General features: G+C 41.9%; 21 protein-coding genes. 8 read left to right on the top strand and 13 right to left on the bottom strand.

The window, feature by feature from the left end; all coding sequences use genetic code 11:
* Positions 1-301: 301 nt before the first annotated feature.
* The 4 genes from pyc to glsA form a co-directional block, all read right to left on the bottom strand.
* Entirely contained in the window at positions 302-3,742 is a 3,441-nt protein-coding gene (pyc, locus tag G6R08_RS19215; protein ID WP_163530343.1) for a pyruvate carboxylase, read from the bottom strand.
* A complete protein-coding gene (locus G6R08_RS19210) occupies positions 3,733-4,920 on the bottom strand; it encodes an FtsW/RodA/SpoVE family cell cycle protein (protein ID WP_163530341.1) in 1,188 nt (395 codons plus the stop codon). The genes pyc and G6R08_RS19210 overlap by 10 nt, the downstream gene beginning before the upstream one ends.
* A 158-nt stretch (positions 4,921-5,078) precedes the next feature.
* The gene (locus G6R08_RS19205) at positions 5,079-5,360 is read right to left on the bottom strand and encodes an Fpa/YlaN family protein (RefSeq protein WP_163530339.1); all 282 of its coding nucleotides are present in this window, start codon (positions 5,358-5,360) and stop codon (positions 5,079-5,081) included.
* 83 nt (positions 5,361-5,443) lie between these two features.
* Positions 5,444-6,376, bottom strand: a complete 933-nt coding sequence (gene glsA / locus G6R08_RS19200; RefSeq protein WP_163530337.1) for a glutaminase A — start codon at positions 6,374-6,376, stop codon at positions 5,444-5,446.
* 86 nt (positions 6,377-6,462) lie between these two features.
* On the opposite strand from glsA, the gene G6R08_RS19195 reads away from it, so the two are divergent.
* Positions 6,463-6,960 carry a hypothetical protein gene (locus G6R08_RS19195; protein ID WP_163530335.1) on the top strand — a complete coding sequence of 166 codons (498 nt, stop codon included), beginning with the start codon at positions 6,463-6,465 and terminating at the stop codon, positions 6,958-6,960.
* Between the two features lie 88 nt (positions 6,961-7,048).
* Positions 7,049-7,630 carry a YhcN/YlaJ family sporulation lipoprotein gene (locus G6R08_RS19190; protein ID WP_163530333.1) on the top strand — a complete coding sequence of 194 codons (582 nt, stop codon included), beginning with the start codon at positions 7,049-7,051 and terminating at the stop codon, positions 7,628-7,630.
* Positions 7,631-7,680: 50 nt separating this feature from the next.
* On the opposite strand, the gene G6R08_RS19185 is transcribed toward G6R08_RS19190, so the two are convergent.
* Entirely contained in the window at positions 7,681-7,977 is a 297-nt protein-coding gene (locus tag G6R08_RS19185; RefSeq protein ID WP_163530331.1) for a hypothetical protein, read from the bottom strand.
* 137 nt (positions 7,978-8,114) lie between these two features.
* Here G6R08_RS19185 and G6R08_RS19180 point away from each other — a divergent pair, with 137 nt between their 5' ends.
* Positions 8,115-8,318, top strand: a complete 204-nt coding sequence (locus G6R08_RS19180) for a YlaI family protein (protein ID WP_163530329.1) — start codon at positions 8,115-8,117, stop codon at positions 8,316-8,318.
* 47 nt (positions 8,319-8,365) lie between these two features.
* Here the strand turns inward: G6R08_RS19180 and G6R08_RS19175 are convergent, their stop codons facing one another.
* A complete protein-coding gene (locus G6R08_RS19175) occupies positions 8,366-8,743 on the bottom strand; it encodes a YlaH-like family protein (protein ID WP_163530327.1) in 378 nt (125 codons plus the stop codon).
* A 160-nt stretch (positions 8,744-8,903) separates the two neighbouring features.
* On the opposite strand from G6R08_RS19175, the gene G6R08_RS19170 reads away from it, so the two are divergent.
* Entirely contained in the window at positions 8,904-9,071 is a 168-nt protein-coding gene (locus G6R08_RS19170) for a DUF5325 family protein (protein WP_163530325.1), read from the top strand.
* Between the two features lie 29 nt (positions 9,072-9,100).
* Here the strand turns inward: G6R08_RS19170 and G6R08_RS19165 are convergent, their stop codons facing one another.
* The gene (locus tag G6R08_RS19165; protein WP_163530324.1) at positions 9,101-9,910 is read right to left on the bottom strand and encodes an inositol monophosphatase family protein; all 810 of its coding nucleotides are present in this window, start codon (positions 9,908-9,910) and stop codon (positions 9,101-9,103) included.
* Positions 9,911-10,152: 242 nt separating this feature from the next.
* The gene (locus G6R08_RS19160) at positions 10,153-10,341 is read right to left on the bottom strand and encodes a hypothetical protein (protein WP_163530322.1); all 189 of its coding nucleotides are present in this window, start codon (positions 10,339-10,341) and stop codon (positions 10,153-10,155) included.
* Between the two features lie 167 nt (positions 10,342-10,508).
* Between G6R08_RS19160 and G6R08_RS19155 the strand changes: the two genes are divergently transcribed.
* Positions 10,509-11,144 (top strand): YktB family protein, encoded by a 636-nt coding sequence (locus G6R08_RS19155; protein WP_163530320.1) that lies wholly within the window; start codon positions 10,509-10,511, stop codon positions 11,142-11,144.
* A 50-nt stretch (positions 11,145-11,194) separates the two neighbouring features.
* On the opposite strand, the gene G6R08_RS19150 is transcribed toward G6R08_RS19155, so the two are convergent.
* Complete coding sequence (locus G6R08_RS19150; protein WP_163530318.1) at positions 11,195-11,470, bottom strand: UPF0223 family protein; 276 nt, start codon at positions 11,468-11,470, stop codon at positions 11,195-11,197.
* A gap of 15 nt (positions 11,471-11,485) precedes the next feature.
* Positions 11,486-12,442 carry an NAD(P)H-dependent flavin oxidoreductase gene (locus tag G6R08_RS19145; protein ID WP_163531403.1) on the bottom strand — a complete coding sequence of 319 codons (957 nt, stop codon included), beginning with the start codon at positions 12,440-12,442 and terminating at the stop codon, positions 11,486-11,488.
* Positions 12,443-12,604: 162 nt separating this feature from the next.
* On the opposite strand from G6R08_RS19145, the gene G6R08_RS19140 reads away from it, so the two are divergent.
* Positions 12,605-14,074, top strand: coding sequence for an aminotransferase class I/II-fold pyridoxal phosphate-dependent enzyme (locus tag G6R08_RS19140; protein WP_163530317.1), 1,470 nt, complete (start codon positions 12,605-12,607; stop codon positions 14,072-14,074).
* Positions 14,075-14,366: 292 nt separating this feature from the next.
* Here the strand turns inward: G6R08_RS19140 and G6R08_RS19135 are convergent, their stop codons facing one another.
* Positions 14,367-14,480, bottom strand: a complete 114-nt coding sequence (locus G6R08_RS19135; protein ID WP_163530315.1) for a GapA-binding peptide SR1P — start codon at positions 14,478-14,480, stop codon at positions 14,367-14,369.
* A gap of 191 nt (positions 14,481-14,671) precedes the next feature.
* Positions 14,672-15,541, bottom strand: coding sequence for a polysaccharide deacetylase family protein (locus G6R08_RS19130; RefSeq protein WP_163530313.1), 870 nt, complete (start codon positions 15,539-15,541; stop codon positions 14,672-14,674).
* A 144-nt stretch (positions 15,542-15,685) separates the two neighbouring features.
* Between G6R08_RS19130 and G6R08_RS19125 the strand changes: the two genes are divergently transcribed.
* The gene (locus tag G6R08_RS19125) at positions 15,686-16,753 is read left to right on the top strand and encodes an aromatic acid exporter family protein (RefSeq protein WP_163530311.1); all 1,068 of its coding nucleotides are present in this window, start codon (positions 15,686-15,688) and stop codon (positions 16,751-16,753) included.
* Between the two features lie 31 nt (positions 16,754-16,784).
* Positions 16,785-18,317, top strand: coding sequence for a glycine betaine uptake BCCT transporter (locus G6R08_RS19120; RefSeq protein WP_163530310.1), 1,533 nt, complete (start codon positions 16,785-16,787; stop codon positions 18,315-18,317).
* Positions 18,318-18,694: 377 nt separating this feature from the next.
* On the opposite strand, the gene lpdA is transcribed toward G6R08_RS19120, so the two are convergent.
* On the bottom strand, positions 18,695-20,104 hold the full coding sequence (gene lpdA, locus G6R08_RS19115) for a dihydrolipoyl dehydrogenase (RefSeq protein ID WP_163530308.1): 1,410 nt from the start codon (positions 20,102-20,104) through the stop codon (positions 18,695-18,697).

The following is a 20,104-nucleotide window of genomic DNA, read 5'->3' as shown; positions in this document are numbered from 1 at the left end:
AGTTAGCTATAAATCAGTCATCATTTTCCACAAAAGTAAGCAATTCATGGAAACATCAAAATAATTGTATCATGGAATTTCACTTCAATCTATTTTTCCTTTACAATTTTATTTAAATGTGACAAATATGTGACACTTTTTTTGCAAAGGCTTACCTCTTCTTCTATCTAGGAAAAAATAAACTGACACCTTTATAGTTCTAGCAAATTACGAGCGACAATGCAAGGGCTTGACAAAGTAATCATATTGTTTTATTAGAAAAAGACCTGACACTTATTACAGGTGCCAGGTCTTTACTATACTATTCAAATTCGATGAGTAAATCCTCTACATGGATCGCTTCATTATTACCGACATAAATTTCTTTGATCACACCATCAAATGGTGCTTGAACTGTCGTTTCCATCTTCATGGCCTCGGTAATCATGAGATGATCGCCCTTTTGAACTTTGTCACCTTTTTCGGAAAGAACCTTAATGACCGTTCCCGGCATACTCGCTCCAATATGTTTAGTGTTTGATTTATCTGCCTTTGGCCGTTGTTGGACCGTAGCTTTTACATTCAAGTCTTTAATAACCACTTCACGGGGCTGGCCGTTTAATTCAAAGTAGACCGTTCTCGTTCCATCGGCATGGGGTTCACCAATCGAAACGAGTTTGACAATCAACGTTTTCCCTTGTTCGATCTCCACTTCAATTTCTTCCCCAAGACGCATCCCGTAGAAGAATGTTGGTGTATCCAGAACTGACATGTCGCCATATTGTTCAGTAAATTTGTGATAATCCATGAACACTTTAGGATACAGAGCATGGCTGATCATATCAAAACTAGTAACCTGACGATCTAGCTTATGGAACAACGTTTCCTTTAAATCCTTGAAATCGACGGGGTCCAACAGCTCACCTGGGCGTTCGTTAATCGGCTGTCTGCCTTTTAATACAATTCGCTGCAGCTCTGAAGGAAATCCTTCATAAGGCTGCCCTAAATAGCCCTGAAATAGTTCCACAACACTATCTGGGAAAGCTAGTGATTCACCTTTTTCATAAACATCATCTTCATTCAACTCGTTCTGAACCATGAATAAGGCCATGTCGCCGACCACTTTGGAAGACGGTGTAACTTTAACAATATCCCCGAACATATCATTTACTCTGCGGTACATTCGCTTAACTTCATCCCAGCGGTCTGCTAAACCAACGGCTCTTGCCTGCTGCTGCAGGTTACTATATTGACCGCCAGGCATTTCATGATGATAAACTTCGGTATGCGGCGCCTTCATGCCGCTTTCAAAGTCAGTATAGTACTTCCTTATGTCTTCCCAATAATGTCCTAATTGTTCGTACGCATCAATATCGACATTCGGTTTGCGGTCGCTGCCTTCCAGTGCATAGTACAGCGTATTGGCACTAGGCTGAGAGGTGAGTCCGGCCATGGAGCCTGTTGCCACGTCCACTACATCAACTCCTGCTTCAACGGCACGTGCGTAAGTAAAGATACCATTGCCGCTCGTATCATGGGTATGAAGATGGATCGGAATATCAATCGTCTCTTTCAGGCTCGAGATAAGCTGATAAGCTGCTTCAGGCTTAAGCAGTCCGGCCATGTCTTTAATGCCAAGGATGTGGGCCCCGGCGTCCTGAAGTTCTTTAGCTAAGTTTTGATAATACTTCAGATCATATTTAGGTCTGGATGAATCCAAAATATCACCTGTATAACACATCGCTGCTTCAGCAATCTTATTGTTTTCCCGCACCGCATCAATGGTTAGTTTCATTCCTTCAACCCAGTTTAGACTATCAAAGATTCTAAAGACATCAATCCCAGCGTTGGAACTCTTCTCCACAAATTCGCGAATCAGGTTATCCGGATAATTTTTATATCCTACTGCATTAGAAGCACGCAACAGCATTTGGAAAAGTACATTAGGAGATTTCTTCCGTAATGTCAGCAATCTCTCCCACGGATCTTCGTTTAGAAATCGATACGAAACATCAAAGGTCGCCCCGCCCCACATTTCGAGTGAGAATAAGTCAGGGAGCAAACGCGATGTTGGTTCTGCGATTGTTTGTAAATCTTTTGTTCTTACCCTTGTTGCCAGCAGTGATTGATGAGCATCACGGAAGGTTGTATCTGTCAGCAGGACTTCTTTCTGCTCTTTCAACCATTTTGCCAGACCATCCGGGCCTCTTTCATCTAAAATCTGTTTCGTTCCTCCAGGAATGTCATTTGAATATTTGACCTGTGGAATTCGCGGGTTAGGAAGAGTCGGCTTCTTTCTGCTTCCCTGACCTTCAAAGCCATTGACTGTGCGATCAGCAATATAGCTTAGCATTTTCGTCCCGCGGTCTTTCCGCTTCGGAAAAACAAACAGTTCCGGTGAACGATCAATAAACGTCGTATTGTATACTCCTGATTGAAACTGGCTGTGCTGAATGACATTTTGTAAAAACGGGATGTTCGTTTTAATCCCGCGAATTCTAAACTCTTTCAAGTTACGTACCATTTTATGAGCAGCTTGATCAAAAGTCAGAGCCCATGTTGATAGTTTCACAAGCAAGGAATCGTAATAGGGTGAAATAACTGCCCCTTGGAACCCATTACCAGCGTCAAGACGTACGCCAAATCCACCACCAGTCCGGTATGCCATAATTTTCCCGGTGTCCGGCATGAAATTGTTAAGCGGATCCTCTGTCGTTACACGTGATTGAATCGCATAGCCATGTGTACGGATATCTTCCTGACCCGGAATCCCTACTTGTTTACTATGAAGGTGATGACCTTCTGCAATTAAAATTTGGGTCTGAACTATATCAACACCTGTGATCATTTCCGTTATCGTATGTTCGACTTGAACACGCGGATTAACTTCAATGAAATAAAATTCATCATTGGAGACGAGAAACTCTACGGTTCCCGCATTAACGTAATTTACGTTTTTCATAAGGGTAACAGCAGCATCACATATTTTTTCTCGTAATCCTTCGGGAAGTGATACACTAGGCGCCACTTCTACAACCTTCTGATGACGGCGCTGTACAGAACAATCCCGTTCATATAAGTGAACAATCTGCCCTTCGAAATCACCAAGGATCTGCACTTCAATATGTTTAGGTTCTTCCACAAGCTTCTCAACATAAACTTCGTCACTGCCAAAAGCTGCTTTAGCCTCCGAACGAGCACGGTCATAGGCATCTTGAAGGTTCTCGGCACTACGGACAATCCTCATTCCGCGGCCTCCGCCTCCCATCGCTGCTTTAATCATTAATGGATAGCCATTCTGGTCACCGAAATCCCTAACTTCCTGGAGGCCCGCCACCGGACCATCACTTCCTGGGATGACTGGAATGTCCGCCTGGACTGCCTGATCTCTTGCTTTGACCTTATCACCGAACATATTGAGATGCTCGCTTGTCGGCCCAATAAAGATAATCCCTTCTTCTTCACACCTTTTGGCAAAATCTATATTCTCAGACAGAAAACCGTAACCAGGATGGATAGCGTCTACTCCGACACTTTTAGCTGTTTCAATAATCCCTTCGATATCAAGGTAAGCATCGATCGGCTTTTTCCCTTCCCCGATCAAATAAGCTTCATCGGCCTTATACCTATGGTAGGACCCTGTATCTTCTTGTGAGTACACAGCTACTGTACGGATATTTAACTCAGTACAAGCACGGAAAACACGAATAGCAATTTCTCCACGATTGGCTACTAAAACCTTATCAATTTTCTTTAGTTCCATGATCTCACTCCTTGTTGTCTAGTCCGATGTAAGGGCTCCCTTTCTGGTTCGTACGTTTCTGCCCTTTCTTCCTCTTTGACTTTTACCGTTCTTGCAATGTTATTAAGAATCCCTAAAGAAATCATCATAATAACAAGCGAAGATCCCCCGTAACTTACAAGCGGCAGCGTCACACCTGTAATAGGCAAGAGACCGCTCATAGCTCCTAAATTAATGAAGGACTGAATAGCAAATAACGATGAAATTCCGAGGGCAAGTAAAGATCCAAATGCATCCTTACATCGCCACGATATGTACAATCCTCTCAATACAATGGTAGCCAATAACCCCACTGTGATCACAACACCTATAAAACCCAGTTCTTCCGCAATAACTGCCATAATAAAATCGGTGTGCGGTTCTGGTAGATAACCCAGTTTCTGAACACCTTGTCCCAGTCCAACACCCGTTAGCCCGCCTGTCGCAATCGCAACATATGATTGGATCAAGTGATATCCGTCACTCTGCGGGGCTTCAAATGGCTGATAAGCACCAGTAAACCGGTTGATTCTTTCATCTGTTACGAGTTGTGAACCTGCCATGATTAGAATACCTGCTGTCACTACAACGAGCAGCAGGATATGTTTCCCTTTGATCCCTGAACACATAATAATGACACTAGCCAGCATTCCAATAATCGCCGCAGAACCAATATCTGGCTGCATAATAATTAAACCGAGCAGCACTGAAATGATCACTAGGGGCGGCAGTACAGCTTTAGGAAAATTCCCAATATACTTTTGCTTGTTGGCATACACAGATGACAGGTAAATAATAATGCCAATTTTGACGAACTCTGCAGGCTGGAAACTTAACGGCCCAAGGTCATACCAGGATAACGAATTATTGACCGCCATCCCGAAGGGGAACAACCCGATTAATAAAACGACCATTAGCAGTACGGTCGCTTTGGCCAATCGTTTAAAGTGACGATATGGGAAAGCGGACATAAAGAATAAAAGGATAATTCCTAGAACCATCCATTGTAGCTGCTTGACCAAATAATGATTACTGGATACGTCAAGAACAACAGGCCCGTATACCATACTCGCACTATAAACCATGACAGTGCCAAAAGATACTAAAGCAATAGGGGCAAAAAGTAATGTGAAGTCATAGGTTTTCAATCGTTGTAACATATCATTCATCCCTACTATGTATATTTTCTATAAAAGTTGTCACAATTCCTTCTTATATGACAATTCTGATTATTTACATACTTAAAGCTATATGAAAGCGCTAACGGGTATAAAAAAACTCAAATTACAACAAGTACGTCGCAATTTGAGTTCTTCCGTCACGAATTCTGAGCAGCTTCATGTAAAACATTGAGTTGTTTTTCTAAGTTATCCAGTATTGTTTTGCCTTCCTCTTCACTGATTAAGTGCAAGCGCACAGCAAAATGTATCTCACGTGACAACCCAAACATTTGAGTATCTAGAACTTCCTCATATAAAGGACACTGAGGCATAGTCAAGTTGTCCATTTGTACTTTTATTAATCGTAAAATTTTATCAGCATCAGCTTTTAGAAGGGCGTAGGCCTTTTCACGATGATCCACAGCCACATCAGACAACATTAAGATCCCCTCCAGTAACAAACTTTCTTCTATTAATAGTATCGTTTCATTTGAAAAATTGCAACAAACTATTAGGGATTTGACTAAAAAATCGAAAGGTCGTAGCGGTTCGACAACATTTCAAGCAACTTTAATCCAACGACACTATTACCTTTTGAATCAAGAGCAGGACCATAAACGGCAATGCCCCCAAAACCATTTAGAGAACCCATTACTCCGCCAGATACCCCACTTTTTGCTGGTATACCCACTTTAATCGCAAATGAACCGGACGCATCATACATCCCACATGTGACCATGAAGGTCTTGCATATTCTGGCAAAATGTTTAGGAATAATTTGCCTGCCTGAATTCAAATCTCTGCCTTCATTTGCAAACAATGCGCCAATCTTTGATAGATGTAGCACATTCAGTTCAACCGAGCATTGCTTTGTATAGGCATCGAGGGTCTCTTCTACACTTCCTGTGACAACTTTATGCTGCTTTAAATAATAAAGTAAGGATCGGTTTAAGAACGCTGTTTCAAATTCGGAGGATGCCACTTCACTATTAAAACGAATTGAATGATCATCTGTCATTTCATGAATGAAACTCAGCAGCCTGCCCACTTTCTCGTCCGGAGTCTGACCGTGAATCATATTCGACACCGCTAACGCTCCAGCATTAATCATCGGATTCAACGGCTTTGAAGGCCGATGCTGTTCCAGCCGGTAAATCGAATGAAACGGGTCACCAGTCGGTTCCATGCCTACCCGTTCGAAAACATAATCTTCCCCGTTATCAATTAATGCTAGAGCAAGTGCAATGACCTTCGATATACTTTGCAAGGTAAAGCATGTATCCACATCGCCGGCATGGACACAATCACCGTCTAAATAAAAAATCGAAACAGCTAAATCTTCCGGGTTTTGTTTAGCCAGCGCCGGTATATAGTCAGCAATCTGACCATCATAAGCGAACGGTTTGACGTTCTCCAGCCATTCTTCCAATGTAGTCGTTGATATTTTTTCATCCATAAGTAAACCTCCCAGCAATGAAAACATTCTCATTTTTTGCTATGATTGATAAGGCAAGATTTTTAATAGGAAAGGTGGCGCATCACTTGATAGTACAAATATCAGGTCAGGTGAAATTCCCAATAACCCTTGATCCAACCGTCTGGATTTTCGATGACCGAAAACTTACTTATGATGAAGTGTTCCATAATTCACAAGCTTCTTCCCGTAAAGAGGAAGCGGAAGACGAGTTAAAAAGAAAATCACTTCGCTTCGATCGCGAAATGTATCAGCAGAAAATCAATCCGCCGGTAAACAAAAGTCTCACTCGAGCGGAGAAAGAACTCATTAAAACAGAAACATTTTTAATGCCGATCAAACCATTTATTCATACGAGTGAACCGGATCCGAAGGTGACTTCAGCCGTGTTAGTAACTGATGAAGGCGATTATTCGATCGATGCTGACGAATTAGGCGAGTCGCTATTATTATTCTCAAAATCAGGAAAGCCATTAAAAGAAGATGGACCGGTCCACCTGTATTTCAAGGACGGATCAAACAAAGATGCCCCTATCACAGGGATTAAAAAAATTATTTTTGAATGATGGCTAAAGGACAGCAGACAAGCTGTCCTTTTTTTGTATAAAACACTCACATTATCCACAAGCTAATTAAAAAAAGTGAGTGTTTCGTATGAAAACAATACTATTAGTAATCGGCCTGCTCTGCTTGACGGCATGTCAGCAAACAGGTGAAAAACAACTGCTTCAAGAAGGTCAGGGCAACGACTCGGAAATGAAATATGTAACCGATTCAGACCCTGTGGAGGAACCGAACATGTCAAACCAGAAAACAGCTAGTCATTTAGCTAAAATAGCTGTGGAAGAACCTGGCGTGCATGATGCGACAGCAGTTGTTCTTGGGCAATATGCAGCTGTCGGCATCGATGTCGATAAAGACCTGGACCGTGGACGTGTTGGGATGATTAAATTTTCAGTAGCTGAAGCCTTGAAACATGACCCGTACGGAAAAGAAGCCGTTATCATTGCAGATGCAGATGGGGTCGAACGTTTGCGCGGCATCGGTGAAAAAATTTCACAAGGACACCCGGTCCAGGCCGTAACCGAAGAACTGAGTCAAATTGTTGCCCGTTATATGCCGGAGCGACCGATAGAGGACCAGCCTGAATCTCAGGATTCAAACAAAGGGTCTATTCCTGAAAAAGATAAGGAAAAGCTTAAACAACTTGAAAAGGAACAGTCCAAAGAACAGTAAATCACCTCACAAGTCAGTTCATGACCAAAAACAGCTAAATCCATAAGGATTTAGCTGTTACTTTTTTCTAGAATTTCCCGCTCTTTTTCAGTCAGTTCATTGTAGTACTGGACGCCAAACTGGGATCCCTCAGAAACCATTTTGGAATTTTCCATGTTAGAAACTTCTTCTGGCTGGCCGGCTTCCTCTACAGGCATATCAGCCTTTTGACCATCCTGCATGAAATTAGCCTGCACCGTCTTTGCTTTATCCTTTACTCGCTGACGATTATCCTCGTCTTTCATAAAATAAGCTAATGTTCCTCCAGCCGCTGCTCCTACTGCAGTAAATAACCAACGTTTCTTCATCAAATCATCCTTTCATGTTCTACTAGCACTTATGTTCCCTCAAATTATTTAATTGAAACATATAGATTCAGAAAAATGCGTGATCGAGCTTAACATGTTATGATAAAGGCATAGTGAAAAGGACTTGAGGTGAGGACATGCGTGTAAAATGTGTACTATGCGATACAATTAAGAAAATTGACAGTTATTCTTTACAGGCGAAGCGATTACGAAACCGCAGGATTCACACGTATATGTGTCCGTCCTGCCACGATCGAATTAAAGAAAACACAGAGAAACGTTTGCAAACAGGTGACTTCCGTTTCAATCGAGAAAGAAAACGCGAAAAACATTTATCATAATCTTAGATAGAACAAAAGCCCTGACTCCAAATAGTCAGGGCTTTTGTTTATGATTGGCGGCTTTCACGGCCGCTCCGTTCTTTATGAAGCCGCACTCGGTAAGTACCTAAAATTAACGCTGCCACCATTAGACTTTCGGCAATCGGCAAATTCAATCCTAAAATCAAGGTAAGTATGAATGTCCCTACAACAAGCACCGCGTAAACAACAATCGATTTTGCGAGGGGCAGTTTTCTGGCAAAACCCAGCTTAAACGTAACAATCGCTAAGACTACAACCGTTAAATATAAGAGAAAAAACGAGCGAAACAATACAGCCACTTCCGCTTCGTTATTCAAATTCACTTCACTTCCCAGTCCTCTAAAAAAGAAGTCAGCCACCGGCCATAAATCTGCTGGCACCGTTAAAGTGGACGTTTTCTCCATATGGATGGACCCCCTTTACCATCTTTCTCTTCTCCACATCCATCATACTAAATCATTCCTATCAATGCCACTGTTCTTTTCTCGAAGGTTTCATTTCCTCAATCATTTTCTTTCCCTCCGTTTTCTATTATAATGAGAGAGAATGGGGTGAACATAGATCATGAATTGGAATATGTTTGGACTTGCCTTCTTGGTCATTTTATCTTTTGTACTGGTCGGTTTCGCCATCGGCCAGCAGTTATTTTGGTTGGCCGTGTTATTGTTTCTAGCCGGCTTTGCCATCATGGGCTTTGGCTTATCGAAAAAAAGAAAGCAACAAAACGCATAAGAAAAAGCTGCCTGAACGGGCAGCTTTTTCTATTGTTTCAAATCAACAAAATTTTCAATGACTTCATTATGGAGTTCAGGATGACAGGCTAAGACCGTCGTTTGATGAAGCATATCGATATCCTGACCATCGGCTGTTGTCACCACACCTCCGACTTCTTTTAAAATAACCACCCCTGCTGCGATATCCCACGGCATGAGCGTCATTGTCAGATAGCCATCGATAATTCCCTCGGCCACAAAGGCGAACTCTAATGCAGCGGATCCGTAAGTACGCGTACTTCTTATTGTTTTGACAAAATCGTGGACACCTTTATGTGAAATATAAGGGTTCTCAGGCAGCATCCACGTTGTATTTAAAGCAAAGATCGACTGATTTAACTGCTTTTCCTTAGGCAGCTGGGCAAGACGATGATGATTCTTATACGCCCCTTCCCCACGAACAGCTGTGTAAATCGTATCTTCCATTACATTGTAAATCAGACCGATCTCGCCTACTCCATCCACATAAACTCCAACAGAGATGGCAAAGTTCCGTTTCTGATGAACGAAATTCATTGTTCCATCAATCGGATCAATGATCCAAATCGTCCCATCTAAACTGGTAATGTCATCCCCAAAGCCTTCTTCTCCAAACACAAAATGATCAGGGTATTGTTTCCTTATCTTCTCAGCGAAGAATTGCTCTGTTTGCTGATCCATTTCTGTCACAAGGTCGTTGGCATTGGACTTTGTTTGAATCGTTCTCGGATCATCAATCTTTTCTCGTATGCGTTGACCTGCTTCAAGTACCCATTCTTCAGCCTGCTTATATAAGTTTGTTCGTTGTAATTTATCCATCTTGGAAAACTCCTTCAAACGGTAGTATCCCTATATCGTATCAGATCCATGCATGAACTGCACATAATTAGCAAAAACTAGAAGTCATCTTTCGAAGATAAAAGTGCTCTCTATCATTTGATGAATCTGGATGGCTGAAAAAGTCTAGAAAGCCCTTTATCCCGAGCATACACACAAAAAAGCTTGTAGAGAAAACGAGGAGTTTCTCTACAAGCTGAGAGCAACTGCTCCAATGCTCTTTTTTAAGATAACCAATCCAGTAACTGTTGACGCAGTTTAGCTAGTCTCACTTTGCATGCATCAATCTGCTCTTGGTCTTGAGCAAGCATCGCATCATGCAAGGTAACTAATTCATAATCAATTTCTAAACGGATGACTGGGAGCCTTTCTTCAGCTTCTTTTTTACGCAACGCTTCCATTACATGTTTCATTGCTCTTTCCTCCCCTTCTAATCCTTAATTATATATATGTCCACAAGTACTGTAAGTTTACTCTATAAATAACCCAATTTACTATAATCCAAACCATTTAAACGCTTTGCTTAGACATCTTCCGCTTATATGATAAAATTCCATTAGAATATAGAGGAGTGAAAAACATGAGTGACTTTACAGGGTTTAATCAAAAAGATTTTGACGTATTTTCCATTCCAGGTCTGGAAGATCGGATGGAAGCGTTAAGGGAAAGAATATCACCTAAGCTTGATACCATTGCTACGGAGCTAGCGCCTGATGTTACTGCGATGACTGGTGATGAAATGTTCGTTCACGTTGCTAAACATGCCAGAAGGACAACAAACCCGCCAAATGATACGTGGGCAGCCCTTGCTTCAAATAATCGAGGGTACAAGAAACTTCCCCACTTTCAAATTGGAATGTGGGAAAGTCATGTGTTTATTTGGTTTGCAGTGATTTACGAAAGTCCTATAAAAGAAGCATTTGGCGAAAAGCTGCTTCAACATAAAAAGGAGATCAGAAGCATTATCCCCGATCATTTCGTCTGGTCAATTGACCATACAAAACCGGATGCTTTTGTACAAGAGGACATAACCGATGAAAAATTTGATGAGATGTTTACAAGGCTGAAGCAGGTGAAAAAAGCTGAAATTCTTTGTGGGCTTCAGCTTAGCCGAGATGATGACCACATTACAGATCCCGATGCGTTTATCCACCTATGCCGTGATACATTCCAGACACTGCAGCCGCTTTATCAATATGCTAAAGACTCTTATTAAACGAACAGAACGGCGGGGGCAGCTTTATCCCTCGCCGTTCTTTATGATTACTATGACATGTTGATTTTCTCGCCTGCTGACGATGACTTAGCCCGTTTTATAGTTCGATAACAGGAATAGCCAGACTCTTTCTCAAACTTGCCACAAAGTTGTTTTTCCTCACTTTTGGATGGCACAATTTGCTTAAATCTCGTATAAGCAAGTAACAACTCATCCTGCTTAACACTAGACTCGTAAGCCTGTTCAACTAATGAGTAAAAATTGACCACATCAATGATTTCTTCTTTTGACCAATAGACTTCATCTATAGGGTAGTTGTAACTCACGGTCAGGCCCCCTTTCTATTTAGACCATTTGCCCCGAATAGCTTCTGCTTCGGCTATGATTCTGTCCATTAATTCTGCAACTGAAGGCACATCTTCAATACGAGCAGCCACCTGGCCGGCCCAGGCAAAACCATCCTCTTCGCCTTTATGGATATAGCGTTTATTTGCTTCTCCGCTAATGTACGATCTTAACCCTTCATAACCACGGTTGTCTTTTTCCAACTCTAAAATTTGCTCTGTCCAGGAATTTTTCAACGCCCGTGCCGGTGCTCCGAGTGAACGCTTAATGACAACGGTAGAACTTTCATTGGATTCAACTAAAGCACGCTTGTATGCTTCATTAGCATGCACACATTCTTTCGTTGCAATAAACCGAGTCCCCATTTCAATTCCTTCAGCACCTAATGCCAGGGCAGCCATTAAACCTTTCCCGTCACTGATTCCGCCTGAAGCGATCACGGGAATGGATACAGCTTGCACAACTTGCGGGGTGAGGATAAGCGTACTCGTGTCTGACCTTCCTAAGTGTCCACCACCCTCGTGACCTACCACCATCACAGCATCTGCTCCGAGTTCTTCCGCTTTTTCAGCCTGACGTTTTGCAGCAACTAACACTAATACTTTAATGGGTGTGTCTTTCACCATATCAATGACAGGTTTAGGATTTCCCCCAGTCACAGAAATAACCGGTACTTTTTCATCGATCGCGACTTGTACCATTTCTTCAAAAGGACGACCATGCTGGCCAATAGCGAAATTGACGCCAAACGATTGACGAGTCAACTGTCTTAATTTATGTATTTCATCACGAAGTTCTGCAGGCTGGCCCATGCTCATAGCTGTAATTTGGCCAAGTCCTCCTGCATTGGAAACAGCAGCCGCTAATTCAGCGTACGCTAAATGCGCCAGCCCCCCTTGAATAATAGGATAAGTAATGCCTAATGTTTCAGTTACACGATTATTCCATTCCATCATTTCATCCCCTCCTCGTCTTATCTTACCACGTATGGAATCAGACTTTCTAGAAAGCGACCTTTCTTTTCATCGACCTGTCTCGACATAATTAAACTAGCCACAGCTGCTTTCCTCTGCTATAATTCATTTGCTTTCATGCTTACTAAAGAGGTGATCATCTTGAATCAAAATCTTACGCCATTATTTACCGGGCTCAAGCAGCACGCTGATAAGAACCCCATTCAATTTCATATCCCTGGTCATAAAAAAGGAAAAGGAATGGATCAGGAATTTGCCCACTTTATGGGAGACCCTGCGCTCTCTATTGATTTAATAAATATTGAACCATTAGACGATCTACATCACCCTCAAGGAATTATAGATGAGGCCCAAACTCTTGCTGCTGAAGCCTTCGGGGCTGACTACACCTTTTTCTCTGTACAAGGGACATCTGGAGCGATCATGACGATGGTTATGAGTGTGTGCCAGCCGGGTGACAAAATCATTGTACCGCGCAATGTTCATAAGTCTGTGACGACTGCGATCATTTTTTCTGGCGCAACGCCAATTTTTATTCATCCTGAACTGGATGAGCAGTTAGGAATTTCACACGGAATCACACCCGAGGCCGTTCAAAAGGCGTGTGATGCGCATCCGGATGCAAAGGCTTTGCTCGTAATCAACCCAACCTATTTTGGAATATCAGCGGACTTAACTCAAATTGTGCAAATCGCCCACTCTTTTGATATACCTGTCCTGGTAGATGAAGCCCATGGAGTTCATATTCATTTTCACGAACGGCTCCCAGCTTCAGCGATGCAAGCCGGTGCTGATTTGGCTGCGACAAGTGTTCATAAGCTCGGAGGGGCACTTACCCAAAGTTCTGTCCTCAACCTGCGCGAAGGACTCGTTTCTCGTGAACGCGTCCAAGCTGTGCTCTCTATGCTGACAACGACCTCCACTTCCTATTTGTTACTTGCTTCCCTTGATACAGCAAGGCGTCAGTTAGCAGTAAAAGGGAAGGAACTGCTGGAAGAAGCGATTCGGCTCGCTGATTACGCAAGAAATGAGATCAACAAACTCACACCTCTCCATTGTCCAGGGGAAGAATTGTTAGGAAGTGATGCCACGTTTGATTTCGACCCGACTAAGCTGATTATTTCAGTAAAGAGCCTTGGACTCTCAGGATATGATGTTGAAGTGTGGCTAAGGGAAAATCATCATATTGAAGTGGAGCTATCAGATCTTTATAACATTCTATGCATCATAACTCCGGGAGATCAGGAACAGGAGATCCGCCGCCTCATAGCGGCCTTAGAAGAACTTGTAACGAGCCATCCGCAATCATTTGAGTACAAGCATGTTCCTGTTCAAGTGCCCGAGATCCCGTTACTGGCTTTAACTCCACGTGATGCTTTCTATGCAGCAACAGAAATTGTGCAGTTTGCAGAATCGGTCGGGAGAATCAGTGCTGAATTCATTATGGTCTACCCGCCTGGGATCCCAATTTTTATTCCTGGTGAAATTATTACAGACGATAACCTCCACTATATTCGTGAAAATGTCAAAGCCGGCTTGCCTGTACAGGGACCGGAGGATGATACACTAGAAACACTGCGGGTTATTAAAGAACACAAAGCGATCTATTAAAGAAACGTGCCGCTCAGGGTGAGCGGGCACGTTTTTTCATACGTGAAAGGCAGAATATATTTCATTAAGTAAGAATCTATCCGTTATTGGGTAGAAAAAAGCCCTGTTGGGTCAGAAAAGTTTAGACTTTGGGTAGAATAAACGCTCCTTTGGTCAGAATAATCTCTCAGCAGGGCCGAATCTCCTTCCAGTGCGGCCGAATAGAGCCCACCCCTGTCTGCTACCAATTCGAATTTTTCAATAAAAAATCCACCCTCCTCTATATTTTAGAGGAGGGTGGATTTTGCTGCTGTTACTTTTTCTTCGCTTTATTACAAGAAGGACACTTACTGTAAAGGGTTGATACCTTCTCATTCTCAAAATGCTCAATAACCTTTTGACAGTTCTGACATACGATTGTACCCATATTGTATCCCCACCTTTTTTTGTAATCGGTTTCACTGTATGTTTATTTTAATATGGCACATTAAAAAAATCAACCCCAAAAGTATAACTTTTTATTAAATGTGTCATACTAATAAGCTCCCCTTTAAGTTTACGAATTTCCGCATTAAAAAAGAACCAAAGACAACCTTCGTCTCTGGTTCTTACTTTGATTTAAGGAGTTTTGATTAAGGAAGGATCTAATAGTTCATACCCTTTTCCTCTCAAGCCTTTCACAATTTCCGGCACTGCTTTCGCGGTCCATTCCCGATCATGCATTAATAAATTTGCTCCTGGATTGAGAAGATTCGTATTAACCATAATATCAGCTATAGCCTCAGCGTCTTGATATTTAGCTTTCCAGTCGTACCCGTATGTCCAATTCATAACGAGCATCCCTTCCTCTGCAGCAAGTTGCTTTGAATACTCAGTATTCATACCGTGTGGAGCACGGAAAAATTCAGGTCGCTCCCCGATAATCTCCTCCACCTTATCATTAAGCCCGCTGATCTCCTTCTTCTGTTGCTCCTTCGTTAATTCTGGTAATGTTGCATGAGTTGCTGTATGATTTCCTATGGCAAAACCAAGTTCATGGATTTGCTTTAATACTTTTTTCTCCTCTGGACTGCTTAAGAAGTGTCCATTCACAAAAAATATTGCAGGTGCGTCCAGTTCCTTTAACTTTTTGGCTATTTCTAAAGCATGTTCATCAGGAGCGTCATCAAATGTTAACAAAGCAACTTGTTCATTTGCATCATTTATAGGTTTAAAAGAATAAACTTCTGTAATTTCGTATTCTGGTTCTACGGCATTTGCTACCACTGTTTCATCTTCTGTGTTCTCATCCTCTTCCGGTTGGGAGTTCTCTTTCTCTCCAGATTCATTATCAGATTCTTTATCAGTCTTCTCATCACGTTGTTCAGCCGCAATTTCGTCTGTTTCTGACGTCTCCTGCTGCTTACTTCCCTGTGTTTCTTCGGCCTGTCCTCCCGCACAAGCCGCAAGTAACATGGCCAACAACAATACCCCTATCATTTGTTTCATAAAAAAGCCCCCCAAAGCTGTTATGTATTTCCACTTTCTATATTATAGTATATTGTTTTCCATTTTTACTATCGTTTTGATAAATTTTAAGATATAATAACAAATTGTGACTCAGTAACCACTTGAAAGCTAAAGGTGATAAGGATGCTCAAACCCTTTACGAATTTCAATTTATTAGGCGGTCGTACAATTAAAACAGGTGTTTCCGTGTTTATAACCGCACTTATTTGTGGTTTTTTTAATTTTCCGGTCGTTTTTGCAGTCATAACTGCGATTGTAACAATCGAACATACAGCTGCAGACTCAATCAAAAAAGCAACGGTTCGTTTTCCTGCATCAGCAATAGGAGCTTTATTAGCGACAAGTTTTTATGCTCTCTTGGGAAAAGAAGCAATAACCTATGCTTTAGCGGCTATGCTAACGATAGCCATCTGTCACAAACTTAAGCTGGATGATGGAATTATTGTTGCTACTATTACTGCTACAGCCATGATTCCGGAATTTCATGATCATTATTTTGTTTCATTTCTTACCAGACTGGGTACTACTTCTATTGGTATCGTCGTCTCAACTTTTGTTAATTTTTTCCTTATGCCGCCTAACTATTTTCCTATTATTGATAAGACTATAAACGATCTTTTTACTCATGCGTCACAGTTAACGATTCGCATAATTTCAAGCAATAAAGGAAATTCTAACGAAAAGACCCGAAATATTTCACGCTCTTATCGTCAGTTAACTGCAAAACTGGAAAAAGCGTTTCAATTGTCACAGTATCAAAGGGAAGAGTGGAAATATCACCGTCATACGATTGAGCAAATGAGTGCCTTTCAGCTTTCACAAAAAAAGCTGGCTGCTCTTCAACAAATAGCTTACCACCTTGGGAATTTACAGTATGCACATGTTGAACCTGATGATTTTAGTCCAGAAGAGAGAACGCTCCTTAAGGAAATTGTCCAGTGCTTTGCGGAGACATTGGAAGATCAGGAACACAAAATAGGCGAAGACCAATATAAAAAAGTTGAGAAGCTCGATCATCTATTCTGGAAGTGGAAGGAGTTACATGTGGAATACTCCGACAAAACTCAACACCAGCTTCCGCCACAAACTATTCTTATGTATGAATTACTTTGTTTCCATGATGTGCTGAAGGAACTAGAGAGAATGTGTTCCCAGTACAAGAAGGCTGTAGCGACAAGTGGTTCTACGTAAGACAAATTAATTAAAGAAAGGAATGATTATTTTGAAACAGGCATCTAAAGTATTTTATATTTCTTTAGTTGTATCTGGTCTTTTTATCATTTGGGGAGTAATTCCTAAAGACGTATTGCCAACATGGAATTTATCCAATGTAACCTCAAATGTCCAGGCCTTTATTACTGACAAATTTGGATGGTTCTATTTATTATCAGCTACCGGCTTTTTAATATTTGCCATTTATTTAGTTTTTTCAAAGTACGGAAAGCTTAAATTAGGAAAACCGGATGATGAGCCTGAATATTCGTACATTACCTGGTTTGCTATGTTATTTAGTGCAGGTATGGGGATTGGACTTGTTTTCTGGGGAGCAGCTGAACCTCTTTCCCATTTCCATACAACCCCAGTTCCTGGCATGGAACCAGCTTCGCAGGAATCTGCCAGAGCTGCCATGAAATACAGCTTCTTTCACTGGGGCTTACACCCGTGGGGAATTTACGCTGTACTGGCACTAGCTCTTGCCTACTTCAAGTTTAGAAAAGGAGCTCCAGGTGTAATCAGTGCTGCTCTCGTTCCTCTTCTAGGTGAAAAGCGAATTAAAGGCGGACTCGGAACATTCATCGACTTTATCGCCGTATTTGCTACAATCTTTGGTGTAGCCACATCTCTTGGATTAGGTGCTTTACAGATTTCAAGCGGCCTTTCCTATTCGATCGAAGGACTAGAAGACACGTTCGGTCTGCAACTGATCATAATTATCGTTGTTACCGTATTATTTATGACTTCGGCCATGACCGGTTTGAATAAAGGGATCAAATATTTAAGTAATGCTAATATCGTGTTAGCCTTATTACTTATGTTCTCACTGTTATTAATTGGTCCTACTGGATTCATCATGGACTACTTTACAACAACACTTGGTTCTTATGTACGGGATCTTCCTTATATGAGTTTTAGATTGACACCATTTGTAGAAGACGACACTTGGATTAAAGGCTGGACCATCTTCTACTGGGCTTGGTGGATTTCCTGGGCACCATTTGTTGGTACCTTTATCGCCAGGGTCTCCAAAGGTAGAACGATTCGTGAATTCATTACAGGCGTCCTGTTAGTGCCAACAATCTTTGGGGCGTTATGGTTCTCTGTATTTGGCGGTACAGCCATTTCATTAGAGTTCTTTGATGGGGTTGACATTATCTCAGATGTCCAAAGCCTTGGAACAGAAGTAGCTCTCTTCTCCATGCTGGAACATATTCCACTTGGCGGAATTATGACAGTGATCGGATTGCTGCTTATTAGTACCTTCTTTATTACATCTGCCGACTCTGCCACCTTCGTTCTAGGAATGCAGACGACAAACGGCAGTCTTAACCCGAACAATCAAGTGAAGTTTGTATGGGGACTAATTCAAGCAGGTGCTGCTGCCGTACTGCTATGGCAAGGCGGCCTAACAGCGTTACAGACTGCAGCTATTATCTCAGCCTTTCCGTTCACCTTCATTATGATTCTCATGTGCTTCTCATTAATGAAAGAATTTAAGTCGGAAGCAAAAGATATAGGTCTAAAAAATAAAAAGTAGACGTGAACAGCTTTTCAGGTATAGCAGCTAAGTAAAACCCCCGTATCACACTAAAGCGTGATACGGGGGTTTTTTGCGTATATCAATTGGATCAAATAGCATAATCCCTCTTTTGAACAAAAGTGCAACCCTTAATAGAAATAGATAACCAAGGGCACACGGCAAGTAAAAAGATTCGTGCTCGATATGGGCACGTCTTGTTGGACATGTATCAATCTCACACACCCTCACTAAGGGTATGGCTACAGAGAGTTATTGGACTCTTGGAATGCGTAAACTAAACATAGCTCGCCCTTCCATAAAGATACTCACACGAACATATTTACCATAAAAAGCTCCTAACCCTCAATGAAGAGTTAGGAGCTGATAATGTCTATTTATTTAACGATATGAATAGGCTGTCCCATTGCCACCTCAGCTGCTTCCATTGTAATCTCTCCTAGTGTTGGATGAGCATGAATGGTTAGAGCCAAGTCTTCAGCAGTCATGCCTGATTCAACGGCAAGACCAAGTTCAGCAATCATATCACTGGCATTTGGACCTGCAATTTGCGCGCCAAGGACCAAACCATCATCCTTACGAGTAATCAGCTTCAAGAAGCCGTCACTGTCGTTAAGAGATAGCGCACGTCCATTAGCTCCGAATGGGAATTTAGATGCTTGTACATCATATCCTGCATCCTTCGCTTCTTGCTCTCTGTAACCTACAGAAGCTAATTCTGGATCTGAGAATACCACTTCAGGGATTCCTAAGTAATCAATTTCAGATTTCTCTCCAGCAATCGCTTCAGCGGCAATTTTACCTTCATAAGAAGCTTTGTGAGCAAGCGGCAATCCTTCAACAATATCACCAATCGCATAAATATTATCGATGTTTGTACGGGATTGTTTATCGGTTTGAATGACTCCTTTGTCACTCATTTCAATACCTAGTTCCTCAAGACCAATCTCGTCAGTGTTTGGACGACGTCCGACTGTGACAAGAACGTAATCGGCTTCAATGGATTTCTCCTCGCCTTTCACTTCATATTTAACAGTCACACCATCTTTAGTTTCCTCAACACCTTGAGCCATTGCGTTCGTTACGACTTCGACACCTTTTTTCTTCAAACGGCGTTTAACAAGTGTAGACATTTGTTTCTCGAAACCGCCAAGAATATCTTTTGTGCCTTCAAGAATGGTTACTTCTGTATCGAAGTTAGCATAAGCCGTACCAAGCTCTGTACCAATGTATCCGCCGCCGATTACAACCAGCTTCTTAGGAACTTCTTTTAAATCAAGAGCTCCTGTTGAGTCTAATACGCGGTCAGAGAATTTAAAGGATGGAAGCTCGATTGGACGAGAACCTGTCGCAATGATGCAGTTATTGAACGTGTACGTTTGAGAGTTCTTTTCATCCATGACGCGAACTGTGTTTTTGTCCACGAAGTAAACTTCGCCTTTTACGATATCAACTTTATTGCCCTTAAGTAAGCCTTCTACACCACCAGTCAGCTTCTCAACAACGCCGCCTTTCCATTCTTGAACTTTGGAAAAGTCAACAGTTGTGTTTTCAGACTGAATCCCCATGTCTTCTGCACCTTTGGCATGTTCAAAACGGTGACTTGCTTGAATAAGTGCTTTAGAAGGTACACAGCCAACGTTAAGACAAACACCGCCTAGGTTTCCTTTGTCTACGATGGTCACCTTTTGACCTGTTTGTGCGGCACGGATGGCGGCTACATAACCGCCAGGCCCCGCACCTACAACTAATGTGTCTAATTCAATTGGAAAATCTCCTACTACCAT

The organism is Halobacillus ihumii, from assembly GCF_902726645.1.
In the GTDB taxonomy this organism is placed as follows: domain Bacteria; phylum Bacillota; class Bacilli; order Bacillales; family Halobacillaceae; genus Halobacillus_A; species Halobacillus_A ihumii.
The sequence above is the reverse complement of the archived record's forward strand: the minus strand, read 5'-3'. Positions and strand labels throughout refer to the sequence as shown.